Raw genomic sequence first — 15,609 nt, 5'->3', positions numbered from 1 at the left:
CGGGCGGGCTCGCCCATGGACGTCGACGGCTCCTCGTCCGGCACGGACTCCGGCGACGAGTCCGACACGGGCGGCAGCACCGGAAGCAGCGCCAAGAAGCCGCGACTCAGCTCCACGTCCTCCTTTGGTTCCTTCGGCGGCGCAAGCCAGTCCGGATCGCCGGCGTCGCGGCAGAACACCCCGGCACAGGCCGGCGGGACGACGAGCGGCCCCACGCAACGGAGGATCCCGCAGCTCGCCTCGAAACCGACGCTCCCCGCCGCCGGTTCCCGGCCCCCGGCGAACGGCACGCTCGCGGGTCGCGCGGTCACAGGTGCCGCAGGTACCGGGGTTGCCGCAGGCGCTGTGGGCGCCGCAGGTACTGCGGGTGCGGCGGTCGCTGCGGGTGCTGGGGGCACGGCAAATGCCGCCAGTGCTGCGGGCACTGGCGGCGCTGCGGGGGCTGGAGGCGCTGCGGGGGCGGGTGCCGGGGGCGCGGGTGGCGGCGGCGGGAGAGGTGGTGGCGGGGGTACGGGGGCCGGGGCGGGGGCTCCCGTGAAGCGCAGGATCGTGATCCAGGAGGACCCGGGGCTGTCGCCCATGCGGAGGGTGAAACTCGTTCCGCGCGTCAAGCTCGGCGACGGAGTGATCAAGGGCATCCGTTTCGGCCGCGCCCGGACGCCGTCGCCCTTCGGCGGCCCCATGGGCGATCACACCAGTTCGTGGGCGAGTGTGGTGGACTCCGTGCACGCCTCCCTGTACGGCAGATCCCTCCCCGACGCGTTGCAGAAACTCTCGGCCATGCAGGACGCCGTGCAGGAGTGGATGAACAGCGACACCTCAGAAGGCAGCAAGCTGTTCGACACCCTCGCCCCGGAGGACCAGGACAAGCGCGAGAAGGCCTTGGGGCACTACGCCGCCACGGTCAAGCGGCTGGTCGGAGAAGCGAAGCAGCACCTCGGGCAAGCGCCGCCGAACGACCCCGCGGCCCAGTCCGCTGCGCAGGCCGCGGCGGCGAAGCTCCTCGCCGACGCGGTCGGGCACCACCTCGCCTACGTGAACTTCCTGCCGTTCGCCACCGTCCGCGCCGGCAGCGACCGGGGATCGATCGGATCGGGCGAAGGGGAGGCCCGCGCCGCGGTGCTGGACGCGGAATTCGCCAGCGAGGAGAACCTGGACGAGGTCGAGGCCCAGAATCCCGGCCACGGAAGGCACCGCAACTGGCGGGATTCCCTGGTCACGCTGGGAACGCAGAGTCCCGATTTCGTGCTCCGCGCTGAGATCTGGAAGCTGTTCTCGCTGGAGGCGGCGGTGCGTGCGGCCGACCTGGAGCACGTCGTCGCACCGGAGCGGGCGAAGAAGACGGCGGAGAAGCTGGATGCCCTGAAGACCATGGGCGATGGTCTGGGGGATCTGGTCGACGTCCTCCTCGTCGAGGACGGAGTGAAGGGGCCGGACGGAAAGACTTCGAGGCGAACGAAGAAAAAGGACTTCACGTTCCCCGACGGAGGGGTGAAGATCACGCTGCCCGCCCGGACAGGGCAGGGGGCGACAGGGGTGCCGAACGGGCCGGAGGTGGTGGCGATCGGTTCCCTCCAAGATCTGGCGAGAGTGCTGGACAAGATCGAGGGTCGCGCCGTGGCACAGGTGCCGGATCGCAGCGGTGCCCCCGAGCTGTGGCAGATGCGGGTCCAGGTCACCGGGCTCACGAAGAAACTGCGCGGCATCATGGGCGAAGTGACGCCCGGTCTCTCCGACGAGCTGCGCGCGTTCAAGGACGGCATCAAGAGCACGGGCGACGACATGGCGGAGGAGTCCCGCCGCCTGCGGGAGGATCCCGACCGCACGCGGGAGGACCCCGCCCGGATGCTCGCGCACCTGCTGCACGACTTCCAGTCGATCGTGGTCCGCAGCTATCCCGGCGCGGCGTCCAAGGCCGGCTTCCTCGGTGGCAGCGCGGCGGATTCGGCCGTCAACGTGCTCAAGGAGCATCTGGATAAGGCGGGGCTCGCCGTGGAGCCGGCGATGCTGGACGCCTTCCTCGACAAGGTCAAGGAGTTCCACACCGAACTCGGCGAGCCCGAATACGCCGTGGACGCGCGCTGGATCGCCGAGGCCGGCGGCGGCGGCCTCCTCGTCGCGATCCGCAACGGCAAGCTCGAATTCGGGGGCAGGCCCGACGCTCCCGTCGGCATCGCCGGCATGGGGTCGCACACCACGTCGTGGGTGACCGAGTGCGCCGCCGTCGAGCAGTGGTTCAAGGAGAAGGGGGAGGCCGGGATCGGCGACCACCTGCGCAAGCAGGTCATCAAGGATCTCAAGGGCGAGCTGATGACCGACCTCGCCCCCCTGCTGCCCAACGACCAGCTCAGCGCCGACCAGCTCACGGACATCTTCGAGGCCGCCCGGGCGGCGCTGGAGGCCGAGGCCCCCGAGGACACGATCGAGGCATACCTGAGCTTCCGCAACCTTCTGCCCTACGCCACGGTGGACGCGGGCAACCGCGACGGCCAGGGAGAGCGGGCCACCGCGTCCAAGGGCGTGAACTTCGATGAGGAATCGCTGGAGGCCGCCATGGCGCTCAAGCAGGACGAGCTCGACAATCCCGGCACGGCCATCGCCGTGCTCCAGGCCGCGGCCACCTCCCTCAGGAACGTCGCCCCCGACCTGGCCGGCCCCGCGGCCCCGAAATGGCAGAAGGACTTCCTCGAAGCGGTCGACACCACGATCGCCGGGCTCGACCACATCGTGAGGAGGCTGAAGAACTCGGTGCCGCAGAAGGCGCCTGCGGCTCCGCCGACCGACCCGACCGGAAAGACGAAGAAGAAGGAGAAGACCAAGGCCGAGATGAAGAAGGAAAGGCTGGCCAGAAAGGCGAACGACGAGCCGCCGAGCGTCGATGACATCCTTCAGATGCGCGATGCGGAGCACAACGCGGTCTGGAAGGCGGGGCATCCGGGCAAGAAGACGACGCGGCCTGCCGGTGCCGCCGCGCAGAGCCCGCCCTGAGGCCCGTTCTCGTGCGGTGGGCGCGGCTCACCGCCTGAGGGGTTTGCGTTTCCGGAGATAGTCGGTGAGGCGGACGTCGGCCTCGAAGGCCAGGTCGGCGTCCGGTTCGGGGTCGAGCCAGAGTTCGGAGACGCGGTGCCAGGCGGGCGGTCCGAGGAAGGGGCCGGCGACGGGGTCGGGCCCCAGGGCCGGTCGTAGGGGCCGGTGTCCGGATGGCCGAACTCGCCGTCTTCGAGGAACACCTTCACGAGGCCGTGGCCGGTGGCGGAGAGTCTCGCGGGCCTCCCGGACCGCGGCGGGCAGGAGGTCGATCGTGGTCACGGCACCGTCTGTGCCGACGAGGACGTCCAGGAGCGCCGCGTTGTAGCCGGTGCCCGCACCGATCTCCAGGACCCGGTGAACCTGGCCCTCGCGCTGGCCGAGGACCGGTGCCGCGACATCGTCAAGAAGACCAAGGACGGCCTTGAGTCACCCGCCGCCAGGGCAAGGTCGGCGGGTGCCGTCCGGTCGTCGACGACGACAAACGCGCCGCGATCCTCGACCGCCAGCGGCGCGGGGAGTCCATCCGGACCATCGCCGCCGGGGTCAAGGTCTCCATCGGCACCGTCCACAAGACCCTCAAGGCAGCGGCCGAGGACAACCCCACCGACCGACCACAGCCACCTGCCGCATCGGAACGGCCAGTCACGTTAAAAGCCGCCCACCGAGCTCCTTAACGTGACTGGCCGTTCCATTGCTGCTCAAGCCCCGGATCACGCTGGCATCCGGGCTGATCACCTGGGCGGAACAACCCACGCTCGCATCGACCAGCACACCCCGCTCCAGTTGGCGAGCCGACAGAGCGCTTACCCTTCTGCGATTGGTCGTGGCCGGGCTCGCGTGCGGGCTCGTGTTCGGGCCCTTGGTCGGGCCCTTGGTCGGGACCGAGATCAGGATCGGGCTCTCGACCGGGCGCTGGGACTGGGAACAGCTCATGGGCGGGCTCACGATCTGGCTCGCGTTGGGGCTCACGTTCGGGCTCGGGGCCGGGTTCGTGATGAGCAAGCATCATGCGTGGCTGGTCTGCACCATCGCGGTGGCCCGGCTAGCCCTCCAACGCCGGGTTCCCTGGCGGGTCATGGACTTCCTTGACGACGCCCACCGCCTGGGGCTGCTGCGTGCCGTCGGTCCCGTTTATCAGTTCCGCCACGCGGCCCTACACGACCACCTCGCCGCCGCCGACACCTCTGGGGGAGCCTCGAAACCACCGACATGAGGGACAACCTCTGAGCCTTCCCGCCGCATGCCGCCATCCTGGAACACGACCTGGAGGCCCACGCTCACACCGGTGGCACCCCTTCACCGCGCACAGCCTGCGCGTCGGCGGCGCCACCGTCGCCTACGCCGCGGGCGTCCCCGTCTCCGTCATCGCCAAGCACGGCCGCTGGGCCCCCGCCTCCCCGGTCGTGCTGCGCTACATCCGCGCCGTCGACCGCTGGCGCGACAACGCCATGCGAGGCGTCGGCCTGTAGTCCACGCAACAAAACCGGACGACACCACTTGGCCTTCATCGGCCAGACCAGCCAAAACATGCTTGTGACCTGCACCGGTCCGCGTGTTACCCGTTGCCGCCGGCTGGAGGGAGGACCTCGTCGTCGAACGCGAGAGCTGGAGCGAGCCGACCCCTGCGCATCGCGGGGACTTCTCTGAGCGTCCCTGAGACGCGCACGCCATCCCGTCACAGCGGCCGTCGACGCAGGAGAACGCCTCTCCCGACACCGTGCCTCACCCCGGCCCAAGGGGTCGGGTATCGAGCCTGACCAGGTGAAAAGACGGACATCCGAGCCGATGGACCACCCGTCGTCGGCGGAGGCGTCACTGACATCCTGATGACGATTTCCACTGACAGCAGGTGACGAACTCCCAGGTCAGAGCATCTTTCTCCGCGTCATGCCGTCCCGAAAACGTCACGTGACGTCAGTGCCGCCCGGCCTGTCCTGCGCCGACCTTTAGCTCTGTGCTGATGACGTAACGCGCATCCTGCCACCGTTGCCTAGGTCGTCATCGCTGAGCCAAGCCGCGCCTGGGTCATGGTCCTGGCGCTAGGTCGACGGCCGCCAGCGCGACCACACATCCCGCGCAACGCCGACCTTGTAGCCCGCAGGCGCCTCCACCGAAGTGACGCGGCCTCAGAGAAGATCACCGCAGGTGATCACCGGCAGCCGAAAAGTGCCTCTGACCTGCCTACTGACACCTCATACAGATTTCTACTGACATCTAGCTGCAGGTTTGCACACACGCGCCCTGGAAAGCCCGGCCATACCGATCGATAACTTGCGGGAATTTACATTCCCGGTAGTTACCTTCACGCGGGGGAGACGCAACGGATCTCATTTATTGATTTTGAATTTCTGGAAAATCAAAGATGCTACGCTGAGAGCATGCGAGAGTCGGGCGCGGTGACGCCGTGTAAACACTGCGGGACACCGATCGAACAGAAGCCCGGGCGGGGGCGGCCAAGGGCGTACTGCGCCCAGGGAGACTGCCAGGCGGTGGCCAAGCGCGAACGCGAGATGCGGCGGGCGACGCCGGGGCTCGAGGGAGCGCTGGCCAGAGCCGAAGAGTTCTACGAGCGCATGGAGAAGGGAATGATCGCGGCGATAGCGCCGCTGGCGCAGGTGCTGTCCGAGGAGCTGAGCCCCGCGGGAGTGGAGGCCAAGGTGAGCGCGGTACAGGCCGAGGCGCACACCCGGGTGGCGATCGCGCGCACCGAGCGGGAGCAGGCCTTCGAACAGGTACGGCTGGCGCGCGAGGCCTCCGAGCACGCCCGGCGTGAGCGGGATGCGATGACGCTTCAGGTGGAGGAGGCCAATGCCGAACGTGACATCGCGCTGGCCGACGCCGAGACCGCCAGGGAGCAGGCACTGGCCGCCCTGCACGAGGCGGCCAGCACCGAACGCCGGGCCAGGCAGGCAGAACAGGAGGCCACCCGCAGGGCACAGCGGGCCGAGGCGGCCAGGGACGCGGCGCTACGGGAGATGGCCGAGCGGGTGGAGGCCGCCGAGAACGAGGCTCGCCGGGCCGGAGCGCAGGCCGTACAGGATCGACAGCTTGCCGAGCAGGCGCACGCGGAGCGAGAACGGGCACTGGAGGAGAGCAGGATCGCCCAGGACGCCAGGGGCGTCGCCGAACGTGCCGTCGCCGCGGCCTCGGCGCGGGCCGAGGCCGCGGAGGCCGAGCGGGACCGTGCGCTGGCACGTGCCGACGCCGCGGCGACGGCACGTGCCCAGGCTCTGGCCGAAGCGGCCGAGGCACGGACGCGGGTGGAACGGGCGGAAAACCAGGCGGCCGAACTGGAGAAGCGGACGGTGCGCCGGCTGGCCAAGGCCGAGGAACGTGCCGCCGAGAAAATCGCCGAGGCGCAGGATCGCGCGGCGGCCAAAACCACCGAGGCGCTCGCCGAGCGAGACGACACGCGCATGCGGCTGGCCATGGAGCAGATGCGCCTGTCAGATCTACGTGAGCAACTGGAGGCTCTGCGCGCCGAGACCGTCCTGCTCAGGGAACGCGCGATCACCGCGGAGTTGCGAGCACGGGATGGAGGATGAGGGCCAGACGCCCGAGACGTGATCGTCCGGACTCCTGCATCGGGGTGCCGGTAAGGGACGTGTCATGAGCCCCAGTGCCCCACGAAGCGCTGATTTGTCCGTGCGGAGATGAAGGACCACCGCCCTGAGGGGCAGGCGGGGCTCCGCGTCCGTCGTCGCCGACGCGCAGCTCCAGGTCGGCGCCATAGTGAAGTGAGACGTGCGCCATTGCGGGGCCGGCGTGTTTGAGCACGTTGGTCAGGCATTCCTGAAGGATCCGGTAGGCGCACAGGTCGATTCCGGGCGGCAGGGGGCGTACGGCACCGGTGATCGACATCTCCATCGGGACGCCGGCGGAGCGTACCCGTTCCACGAGGTGGTGGAGCCGGTCCAGGCCCGGTGCCGGGTCATAGCCGCCATCCTCGTCGCCGTCGTCGGTGTCGATCCGCAGGACCGCCAGGAGCCGCCGCATCTCTGCCATGACCTCGCTGCCGGTGTCGGCGATGGTGGCGAGCGCCCCGCGTGCGGTGGCCGGGACGGAGCCGAACTGGCCCGGCCAGAAGGGCTTCGTCGGCGGCGTCATCGACGGGTCCACCGCCCTGACCCACCTCGGCGCCCGCGAATACGACCCGGAAACCGGCCGTTTCATCTCCGTAGACCCCCTCTTCGACACCTCGGACCCGCAGAGCTGGAACGGCTATGCGTACGCCGACAACAACCCCGTCACCAACGCGGACGCCGACGGCACTGTGCTACAGGACCCCGGATGGGGTCGACTGCTTCAATGGCGACGGCGGGGACCGCCGCCCCAACAAAAACGGTCACGGATACACGGTCTATCCCCGCCGCGGAAAGCCGGTGCGCTCCGGAGACAGCATCGGGTCACGGACGTTGTGCGATGTGTTCCCGACCTTGTGCATGCTCCCGCCGCCGGTCAAGTACCGGCCGAAGCCCAAGCACGAGACCAAGCTCCCCGTCATCCTCCAGCAACTGGGGCTGGGCCTCAATCCGGCGGGCCGCCACGGCCTCACCGGAGCCTCCGGCTACGTCGCCATATGGCAGTCGATATTCAAAGGGCTCGGGATCGTGATCGTCGACAACGGGCACGTCAAGTACCTGCAAAAGCTCAACAAGTACTCGAAGAGGCCACCCACGAGAGGGAACGACAGAAAGCTCGCCAAGGCCGGCCGAGAGCGCCGAGAAGTGGGGCGGGCTGCCAAGGCCGGACGCTTCCTCGGCAAGGTCGGCGGAGCTCTGACCTTCGCCGACGGTTTCCGTAGCCAATGGGTCGATGACTCAGGTGACCATGGCCTGTCCACCTGGGAAAGGATCGCGCGTGGTTCCATTCGCGGAGGTGGAGCGGTTCTCGGCGGGTATATCGGCGGCTCGATCGGAGAAGGAGTCGGATTCGAGTTCGGAGGCCCGGTCGGCGCGGTCGGAGGCTCGGCCGTCGGTCAGTATGCGGGAGCCGCACTCGGTGGATACCTTGCGGGCGCGGCACTCAGGAAGTGGTGGTGATCGACGTGCCGGCGCCGCTCCGTAACGTGGGGGCCATGGAGACGCGATGAGTCGAGCCGCGCTACTCCCTGACGCCGAGGGGATCGGCTTCCCGGTCGTCACCGTCCTGCTGGTCGGCCTGTCTCTCGCGCAGTTCGCGGGTCAGGCGTTCATCGTGAAGAGATGGCCGACCCGTACCCCCTGGATTCCTTCTTCGCCAGGCGCCGCCGCAGGCTCGTCGACGCCTACCTCGGCGGATCGGGCCAGGCCGCTGACGGGACCGCGCTCTTCGTCCAGCTTCCCGGCGCGGCCGCGACCGGGCTGTGGGGGCTCAGCGCCATCGTCGTCCAGATCGACGGCAGCGGGAACGATCGCCTCCTGCCGCTGGCGCTGGGACTGTTCGTCTTGGGACTCGTGCCGGGAATCATCGTGATCTGGCGGCGCAGGGCCGGCCCCCGGAGAGGATCAAGCCCGTGTGGCTCATCGAGGAGGAACGAGAACGGGAGGCCGCCGGAGAGATCATGCGTTGTGGGCGCGGCCGGGTCCGGACCCGTACGACGCGATAGCGGCCGAGCGGGCAGCAAGGAGGTCCGCCTCGTCGGGAACAGATCAGCCGACTCCTCCAGGCCGAGAGAGGCATCTCCAAGGCCGTCGAGGAGAAGACCGCAGACCACGCCGAGATTCGTGAGAGCCGGTCAGGCGTTCGCGCGTGATAAGTGATCGGAGAGGTCGGTGAGTCGTTCGATGCGGAGCACCGTCTCGTCCGCCGTCGGCGATGGCCCACCGGTGACGAAGTCGATGCCGCGGTCCAGCCAGATGCCGGTGAGCCCGGCGAGGGTGGCCGCGTTCACGTCGCTTTCCAGCATGTCACCTACATTGACCGCCTGCGCGGGATCCGTCCGCATCCACCGGCAGGCAGTGGCGTAGGCGACGGGCTTGGCCGTACCGAGCTCGGTCGGGGTCAGGACGGCTTCGAAGTATTCCAGGAGGCCGAAGCGGGCGAGCTTGGCACGCTGCTGCTCGGGGTCCCCGTTGGTGAGAACGGCCAGACGCGGTCCTCGGGGAAGCCGTTTCAGGGTCTCCAGGCAGGGCTGGACATCGGGATAGCACCGCCAGGACTCCTCGAACACGGTGAGGTAGCGCTCGGCGATCCAGGCGTCCAGAAGGCCGGGACTTTCAGGGACCGGCTCGCCGAGCATCGGCAGGAAGGACCGGAGCCTGCGCCGGTGGTGCTCGGTGAAGGAGCACTGACCGGCCAGGTATTCCCGCATGTGGCGCCCTTCCAGCGTCCACCACAACGTCACCAGTTCCTCCGGTGGGGCCGCCGCGTTCGGCGCGGCCTGGACGATCTGGCCGATCGTTTCCAAGACCGCGCTTCGGTGATCGACCAGGGTGCCGTCCAGATCGAAGAAAATCACATCCGCCATAGGATGATCATCTCGTGACGCCGGTCCCTGACGCCAGAAGGGCCGCGCGCCTTGGCGTCCGGCCTGGCGGACCACGTCGATCCTTCAACCGGGGGTGCCGTCAAGGAGTCTGCGATGAGCCACCGAACCTGGCCTGAGCTGGGATGTCATGACATACGCCGGTGAACACCGATCCTCCGCCGACCGGCATGAGCGCCGTACTGTCCTGGATCACCGCCACTCCGAGCAGGGCCGGCCCGATGACCAGGAGGAGCGCGGCGAGCGCCAGCCCTACCAGGCCGGTGGCCGTGTGTACGTCGACCATGGAGAACGTGTTCGCGATGACCAGGACCGAGACGAAGAGCACGACGCCGGCGAACAACAGCAGCATCACCGACAGGCTGTTCACCCTGTCCAGCTCAAGCGGGAGCACGATGTTCTCGCCCTCGGTGAGCATCGGCAGCAGGTTGAATGCCGGAGGTCCGGGGTTGAGGAACCTGCGGACAGCCGTTGGCGGTACCCGTGAGTAACTTAGCTGGCCGCTTCAGCAGGTCGTCATGCGGTTGATCATTTCCGTTCAAGATCTGGACTTGTGGCGTGTTTCCGGTTGTTACCGGGCGCTAGGTGGCGTGCCTACGGTCGTCGGTCATGCCTGCGGAGTTTTTGTCTGATGAGCAGAGGACGGCGTATTCGACGTTCGGTGAGATGCCGTCGCTGCCGGACATGGAGAAGTTCTTCTTCCTGGACGCCTTCGACCGGGAAGTGATCGGGCGCTCGCGCCAGGATTCACATCGCCTTGGCGTAGCCGTCCAAATCGGGACAGTCCGGTACAAAGGCTTGTTCCTGGAGGATCCCCTGGAGGTGCCGTGGCCGGTGGTGGACTACCTGGCCGAACAGTTGGGCATCGGGGACCCGTCGCAGGTGAAACGGTACGGCGAGCGGCCCAAGACAGTCTATGAGCACGCGTGGATGATCCGGGACGCCTACGGCTACCACGGCTTCGACGATCGGGAGTCGTGGGAGGGCCGGGTGTTGTCGAAGCGGTTCTTGACGTTCTTGCACGGGCGGACGTGGGCGCATGCCGAGGGGCCGACGGCGTTGTTCGATCAGTCGGTGGCGTGGCTGCGCCGGCATCGGGTGCTGCTGCCCGGGGTGACGGTGCTGGAGCGGCTGGTCGGCTCGGTGCGGGAGCGGGCGGATGAGCGTCTGTATGCGACGGTGGCTCGTCAGGTGGAGCGCGCCGATGCGGGGTTGCCGCAGGCGTTGGCGGGGCTGCTGGTGGTTCCTCCCGGGGCGCGGATCTCGGAGCTGGAGCGGCTGCGGCAGGCGCCCAAGCGGCAGTCGGGCACGGAGATGGCCAAGGCGCTCAAGCGGGTGGACGACATCGCGGCGTTCCGGCTGGTGCGGGTGCAGGTGGACAAGGTACCGGTCCGGCGGATGAAGACGCTCGCCAAGTACGGGGCGGGCACCAAGGCGCCGCTGCTGGCCAGACTCCACGAGCCGCGCAAGACGGCCACGATGTTGGGGGTGACCCGGTCGTTGGAGGCCGAGGCGATCGACGACGCGCTGGATCTGTTCGCGCTGCTGATGGCCACCCGATTGATCTCGCCGGCGCGGCGCAAGTCGACGGGCGAGCGGCTGGCGATGCTGCCGAAACTGGAGAAGGCCTCCAAGCTGCTGTCGCGGGCGGGCCGGGTGCTGGTGGAGCAGCTGGACCTGGTCGCCGAGGCGGACACCGATCTGGACGTTGCCGCGTTGTGGACGGCGGTCGCCGCGGAAGCGGGCGCGAGCAAGGAGCAGGTGCTGGCCGCGCTGGAATCGGTCGAAGAGCTCGTGCCGAAAGACGACGGGGCCGCGGAGGCGGCGCTGCGCGCCGCGCTGGTGGACAAGTACAACACCGTTCGGCCGTTCTTGAAGCTGCTGGGCGAGTCGAAGGCGCTGGGGGCCGCGGCGGGCGGCAGCAAGGTGCTGGCCGCGGTGCGCGCCTTGCCGGAGCTGGCGCGCCGGCACGTTTCCCGTAAGCCCCTGCTGCCGAAGGAGATCGACGCCTCGCTGGTGAGCGCGGCGTGGAAACGACCGGTCTTCGCCAACCCCGACCTGCCGGCGGGGACGGTCGATCGCGATGCCTATGTGGTGTGCGTCCTAGAAGGGCTGTTTCGTGCTCTGCAGGTGCGGGACGTGTTCGCCGCCCCGTCGCTGCGCTGGGCCGACCCGCGCGCCCACCTGCTGGACGGCGCTGCGTGGGAGGCGATCAGTGAGGACGTGCTCGCCTCCCTGTCACTCACCGACCCGCTGCAGGCGCACCTGGGCGCCAAGCTGCTGGCGCTGGATGCGGCGTGGCGGCAGATGGCCGGCCGCCTGGAAGAAGCCGGTGACGACGCCCTGGTGCGGGTGGTCACCCCGGCCGACGGGCACGCCCGGTTGTCGGTGGAAAAGCTCGGCGCGCTCGGCGAGTCACCGTCGCTGAAGTGGCTGCGCGGCGCCTGCCAGGCGATGCTGTCGCGCATCGACCTGCCCGAGTTGCTGCTGGAGGTGCACTCCTGGACCGGGTTTCTGGATGCCTATGTGCATCTGGCCGACATCTCCACGCGCATGCCCAACCTGCCGCGGTCGCTGGCGGCGCTGCTGATCAGCAAGGCCTGCAATGTCGGCCTCACCCCGGTGATCAAGGACGGGGACGAGGCGCTGACCCGCAGTCGGCTCTCGCACGTCGACCAGAACTACGTGCGTGCCGAAACCCACGCCGCGGCCAACGCGATCCTCATCAAGGCCCAGCGCGGCGTGCCGATCGTGAAACTGTGGGGCGGCGGGCTGCTGGCCTCGGTCGATGGGCTGCGGTTCGTCGTCCCGGTTCAGACGATCAACGCCGCCCCCTCCCCGAAGTACTTCGGCTACAAACGCGGCCTGACGCTCCTCAACGCGGTAAACGATCAAGTGATGGGGATCGGGCAGGTAGTCGTGCCGGGCACCCCGCGCGACTCGCTGTACATCCTGGACTGCCTGATCAACATCGACGCCGGCCCGCAGCCCGAGGTCGTCACGACCGACCAGGCCTCCGAGTCGGACATGGTGTTCGGGATCTTCTCGATGCTCGGCTACCGGTTCGCGCCGCGCTTCGCCGACCTGGGCGACCAGCGGTTCTGGCGCGCTGAGCTGCCCGACGGGAGCATGCCGGCGTATGGGCCGCTGGAGGCGATCGCCCGCAACAAGATCAACCGGCAGAAGATCCATACCCAGTGGGCGGACATGCTCCGCGTCGCCGGATCGCTGGTGACCAACCAGGTGCGCGCCTACGACCTGCTGCGCATGTTCGCCCGGAACGGCCGCCCGACCCCGCTGGGGCAGGCGTTCGCCGAGTACGGGCGGATCGACAAGACCCTGCATCTGCTGTCCATCCTGGACCCGATTGACGACACCTACCGGCGCAAGCTCAACAAGCAGCTCACCGTGCAGGAGTCGCGGCACCGGCTCGCCCGCAAGATCTGCCACGGCAATGGCGGGAAGATCCGTCAGGCCTACCGCGAAGGACAAGAAGATCAACTAGCGGCTCTCGGTCTGGTCGTCAATGCGGTCGCGCTGTGGAACTCGAAGTATCTGTCGGCTGCCGTTGACCATCTGCGGGCCCTGGGCGTGCCGGTCAAGGATGAGGACGTCGCCCGGCTCAGCCCGCTCGGCCACGCCCATGTCAACGTCCTGGGCCGCTACGCCATCGCCTCATCCGCCCCGGCCGAAGGCCTGCGCCAGCTCGGTGAGATCCCCGACCTGCCCGACGGCGAGGGCACGGTGGTGGAGGAGGAGGGCGTGTAGATCGGCCTTCGAGGAGGCTGAGTGCAGAAATTAGCGGTAGCGAATTGCGACTGCTTCGCCTGTTAATGGTCTGTGATGAGGGCATCCAGAGCGGCAGCCTTGTCGGCCTCGGTGGGCAGAGCGTACCGGCGGGTGGTGTCCAGAGAGCCGTGGCCGAGGAGTTCGGCGACCAGGATGGGGTCTTTGCCGTCGCGGATGAGCTGGGTGGCGAAGGTGTGGCGCAGGACGTGCGGGCCGAAGGGCTCGGTGGGGTCATCGTTGATGCCGCAGGCCTCGCCGAGGCCGGTGATGATGTCGCGGGCGGCGCGGTCGGTCAGGCGGCCGCCGCGCTGGTTGAGGAACACCGCGGCACTGCCGGCGCCCGTCCATTCGGCACGAGCGTCCAGCCAGTCGGTCAAGGCCTGGCGGAGGTCGGCGTGGACGGGCAGGTGGCGGATCTTGCCGCCGTCGCGACCTTTGCCGCGGATGCGTAGCTCGCCCTTACGGGCCGACAGCCGAACGTCGGCCAGGTCGAGGCCGACGACCTCGGCGATGCGCAGTCCGGCGAAGTAGGGCAGCAGCGCCAGAGCCTTGTCGCGCGGGCTGGCGGTGAGCTGGACGTGGCGGACATAGCGGCGCGCCCGTCGTTCGTCCAGGGCGCGGGGCGCGGTGCGGCGGGAGTCGCGTTCGCGCCGAGCCTGGGGCTTGCCGAGGCCGCGGCGGCTGTAGAAGTCGTCGATGGCCGACAGGTAGGTGTCGATGGTGTTGGTGGCGCGGCGGCCGTTCTTCAGATGCCGGCGGAAGTCGCGCACCGCGCCGGTGGCGGCGACGGGGTCGGTGAGCGGATCGCCGTCCAGCGCGCCGGCGTCGGCCTGGTCGGTGAGCCAGGCCAGGTAGCCGCGCAACCGGGAGTGATACTTGGTCCTGCTGGAGTCGGCCAGTGGTGAGCGCTGCAGCGCGGCGGCGTAGTCGTCGAGGATCGCCGCGTATGGACCGGGAAGCGCTACGGCTCGCGACCGCCTGGTGTTTCCGGAAGCTGATCCGGGAGTCTGCGGGATCTCTGGGGTTGTGTTTCCGGAAGTCACTCCTGGAGTCTACTTCCGGAATTGACTGATTCCGGAAGTAGACAGGATCGGTTGCGCCTTCGCCCAGGCGTTTGACCTCAACTGCGGTTGAGATTGCAGGATGGCGGCCGGGGCGTTGCCCCCTGCATCCGACCTTGAGGAGTGTGCCTGTTGAGCACGGATTCCGGCTTCTATTCGATCATCGACTACACCGTTGATGGCTTTGACACGCAGCGTGAGCTTGTGGAGGCGTTCGCGGAGATCCAGGAACGGTGGGTGCGCTTCTATCCCGGCTATCGCTCGGCTCGTTTCCATGTGAGCACCGACGGGACCCGCGTGTACAACATCGTGCACTGGGCCAGCGAGGCGGACTACCGCCACTTCGTGGAGACCTCCGACACCGATGGCCGGATGGCCGCCATCGGCAAGGCGCTGGAGGGCCTGTCCGGTAAGGCCGAACCCCGTATGACCGGGGTGCCCACCTACACCGTCGTCCGCGAGGTCGGCCCTGGGCCGCAGCGCCTCGATGCCTGATCGTCCGATCCCTGCCGGCGGACGGCGGTGCCCGCCGACAGCACGCCGGGTCGCCGAGCCCGCTCCATCAACCATGATCACTGTGCGGAACATTCATGAAGCTTGAGATATACGCCGATGTGCTGTGCCCCTGGTGCTACATCGGCAAGAGACGCCTAACGGCCGCCTTGGCCCAGCACACCGGCCGCGACAGCAACGAGATCGTCTGGCGCGCCTACGAGCTCGCACCGGACGAAGGCCGCACACCCGGCCCGACCGCCGCGGCGGCCATGGCCGGCTGGTGGGGCGAGCAGGCGCCCGCCCGCATCGACCGGATCCGGTCCCTGGGCGCGGCCGAAGGCCTGGAGCTGAACCTGCATCTGGCCCGCCCGGTGAACACCTTCGACGCGCACCGGCTGGTCAAGCTCGCCGCCGACCGCGGCCAGGCCGACCAGATGATGGAGCTGCTGCTGCACGCCTACCACACCGAGGGGCACAACGTGGCTGACGCGCAGGTCCTGCAGCGCCTCGGCGGCGAGGCCGGACTGGACGCCGGGGAGGTGCGCACTGTGCTGGACGGCGACGACTACGCCGAGGAGGTACGCGCCGACCGGCGCCGCGCCGCCGAGCACGGCGTCACCGGCGTGCCCAGCCTCGTGATCGACGGCCGCCCGCCGGTCTCCGGCGTCCAGCCGGTCGCCGATCTGCAACGGCTCCTGCGAAACGACCTGACCGGCTCACACGGCGTTCTGATCAATCCTGACCGGCCAGCCTGACAGACGACTCCGG

14 protein-coding genes and 1 pseudogene are annotated in these 15,609 nt (G+C 68.7%); 10 read left to right on the top strand and 5 right to left on the bottom strand.

Annotated elements, in window-relative coordinates; genetic code table 11:
* The first annotated feature begins 331 nt into the window (after positions 1-331).
* Complete coding sequence (locus AB0J58_RS24425; RefSeq protein WP_364219118.1) at positions 332-538, top strand: hypothetical protein; 207 nt, start codon at positions 332-334, stop codon at positions 536-538.
* Positions 535-2,988: a hypothetical protein gene (locus AB0J58_RS24420; protein WP_364219115.1), complete on the top strand. Its 2,454-nt coding sequence runs from the start codon at positions 535-537 to the stop codon at positions 2,986-2,988. The genes AB0J58_RS24425 and AB0J58_RS24420 overlap by 4 nt, the downstream gene beginning before the upstream one ends.
* Positions 2,989-3,015: 27 nt before the next feature.
* On the opposite strand, the gene AB0J58_RS24415 is transcribed toward AB0J58_RS24420, so the two are convergent.
* A complete protein-coding gene (locus tag AB0J58_RS24415) occupies positions 3,016-3,339 on the bottom strand; it encodes a hypothetical protein (protein WP_364219160.1) in 324 nt (107 codons plus the stop codon).
* A gap of 382 nt (positions 3,340-3,721) precedes the next feature.
* Between AB0J58_RS24415 and AB0J58_RS24410 the strand changes: the two genes are divergently transcribed.
* Both AB0J58_RS24410 and AB0J58_RS24405 read left to right on the top strand, forming a co-directional pair.
* Positions 3,722-4,243 carry a hypothetical protein gene (locus AB0J58_RS24410; protein ID WP_364219112.1) on the top strand — a complete coding sequence of 174 codons (522 nt, stop codon included), beginning with the start codon at positions 3,722-3,724 and terminating at the stop codon, positions 4,241-4,243.
* Between the two features lie 1,165 nt (positions 4,244-5,408).
* A complete protein-coding gene (locus AB0J58_RS24405; RefSeq protein ID WP_364219109.1) occupies positions 5,409-6,575 on the top strand; it encodes a hypothetical protein in 1,167 nt (388 codons plus the stop codon).
* On the opposite strand, the gene AB0J58_RS24400 is transcribed toward AB0J58_RS24405, so the two are convergent.
* Positions 6,541-7,137, bottom strand: coding sequence for an ATP-binding protein (locus AB0J58_RS24400; RefSeq protein WP_364219169.1), 597 nt, complete (start codon positions 7,135-7,137; stop codon positions 6,541-6,543). The genes AB0J58_RS24405 and AB0J58_RS24400 overlap by 35 nt on opposite strands.
* Between AB0J58_RS24400 and AB0J58_RS24395 the strand changes: the two are divergent.
* From AB0J58_RS24395 to AB0J58_RS24385, 3 genes and pseudogenes are all read left to right on the top strand, one after another.
* Positions 7,058-7,240: pseudogene (locus AB0J58_RS24395) on the top strand (RHS repeat-associated core domain-containing protein); the annotation flags it as partial. The gene AB0J58_RS24400 and the pseudogene AB0J58_RS24395 overlap by 80 nt on opposite strands.
* 13 nt (positions 7,241-7,253) lie before the next feature.
* Positions 7,254-8,072 carry a hypothetical protein gene (locus AB0J58_RS24390; protein ID WP_364219166.1) on the top strand — a complete coding sequence of 273 codons (819 nt, stop codon included), beginning with the start codon at positions 7,254-7,256 and terminating at the stop codon, positions 8,070-8,072.
* A 162-nt stretch (positions 8,073-8,234) separates the two neighbouring features.
* Positions 8,235-8,771 carry a hypothetical protein gene (locus AB0J58_RS24385; RefSeq protein WP_364219106.1) on the top strand — a complete coding sequence of 179 codons (537 nt, stop codon included), beginning with the start codon at positions 8,235-8,237 and terminating at the stop codon, positions 8,769-8,771.
* Here the strand turns inward: AB0J58_RS24385 and AB0J58_RS24380 are convergent.
* Together AB0J58_RS24380 and AB0J58_RS24375 are read right to left on the bottom strand one after the other, a co-directional pair.
* Complete coding sequence (locus AB0J58_RS24380) at positions 8,747-9,478, bottom strand: HAD family hydrolase (protein ID WP_364219103.1); 732 nt, start codon at positions 9,476-9,478, stop codon at positions 8,747-8,749. The two genes, AB0J58_RS24385 and AB0J58_RS24380, sit on opposite strands and share 25 nt — an antisense overlap.
* Positions 9,479-9,578: 100 nt before the next feature.
* Positions 9,579-9,914 carry a hypothetical protein gene (locus AB0J58_RS24375; protein ID WP_364219101.1) on the bottom strand — a complete coding sequence of 112 codons (336 nt, stop codon included), beginning with the start codon at positions 9,912-9,914 and terminating at the stop codon, positions 9,579-9,581.
* Between the two features lie 191 nt (positions 9,915-10,105).
* On the opposite strand from AB0J58_RS24375, the gene AB0J58_RS24370 reads away from it, so the two are divergent.
* On the top strand, positions 10,106-13,264 hold the full coding sequence (locus tag AB0J58_RS24370) for a Tn3 family transposase (protein WP_364219098.1): 3,159 nt from the start codon (positions 10,106-10,108) through the stop codon (positions 13,262-13,264).
* 62 nt (positions 13,265-13,326) lie between these two features.
* Here AB0J58_RS24370 and AB0J58_RS24365 read toward each other — a convergent pair whose 3' ends face one another.
* Positions 13,327-14,328, bottom strand: a complete 1,002-nt coding sequence (locus AB0J58_RS24365) for a tyrosine-type recombinase/integrase (protein WP_364219096.1) — start codon at positions 14,326-14,328, stop codon at positions 13,327-13,329.
* Between the two features lie 150 nt (positions 14,329-14,478).
* Here AB0J58_RS24365 and AB0J58_RS24360 point away from each other — a divergent pair, with 150 nt between their 5' ends.
* Together AB0J58_RS24360 and AB0J58_RS24355 are read left to right on the top strand one after the other, a co-directional pair.
* Positions 14,479-14,841, top strand: coding sequence for an antibiotic biosynthesis monooxygenase (locus AB0J58_RS24360; protein ID WP_364219093.1), 363 nt, complete (start codon positions 14,479-14,481; stop codon positions 14,839-14,841).
* 95 nt (positions 14,842-14,936) lie between these two features.
* Positions 14,937-15,596, top strand: coding sequence for a DsbA family oxidoreductase (locus AB0J58_RS24355; RefSeq protein WP_364219090.1), 660 nt, complete (start codon positions 14,937-14,939; stop codon positions 15,594-15,596).
* Positions 15,597-15,609: the final 13 nt, after the last annotated feature.

This window comes from Streptosporangium sp. NPDC049644 (assembly GCF_040675205.1).
GTDB classification, from domain to species: Bacteria; Actinomycetota; Actinomycetes; order Streptosporangiales; family Streptosporangiaceae; genus Streptosporangium; species Streptosporangium fukuiense.
This window is presented reverse-complemented; position numbering and strand designations above follow the sequence as displayed.

Coding starts and splice junctions, on each gene's coding strand:
- AB0J58_RS24405 (WP_364219109.1), top strand. CDS start 5,409: ATGCGAGAGTCGGGCGCGGTGACGCCGTGTAAACACTGCGGGACACCG.
- AB0J58_RS24400 (WP_364219169.1), bottom strand. CDS start 7,137: ATGACGCCGCCGACGAAGCCCTTCTGGCCGGGCCAGTTCGGCTCCGTC.
- AB0J58_RS24390 (WP_364219166.1), top strand. CDS start 7,254: ATGCGTACGCCGACAACAACCCCGTCACCAACGCGGACGCCGACGGCA.
- AB0J58_RS24385 (WP_364219106.1), top strand. CDS start 8,235: ATGGCCGACCCGTACCCCCTGGATTCCTTCTTCGCCAGGCGCCGCCGC.
- AB0J58_RS24380 (WP_364219103.1), bottom strand. CDS start 9,478: ATGGCGGATGTGATTTTCTTCGATCTGGACGGCACCCTGGTCGATCAC.
- AB0J58_RS24375 (WP_364219101.1), bottom strand. CDS start 9,914: ATGCTCACCGAGGGCGAGAACATCGTGCTCCCGCTTGAGCTGGACAGG.
- AB0J58_RS24370 (WP_364219098.1), top strand. CDS start 10,106: ATGCCTGCGGAGTTTTTGTCTGATGAGCAGAGGACGGCGTATTCGACG.
- AB0J58_RS24355 (WP_364219090.1), top strand. CDS start 14,937: ATGAAGCTTGAGATATACGCCGATGTGCTGTGCCCCTGGTGCTACATC.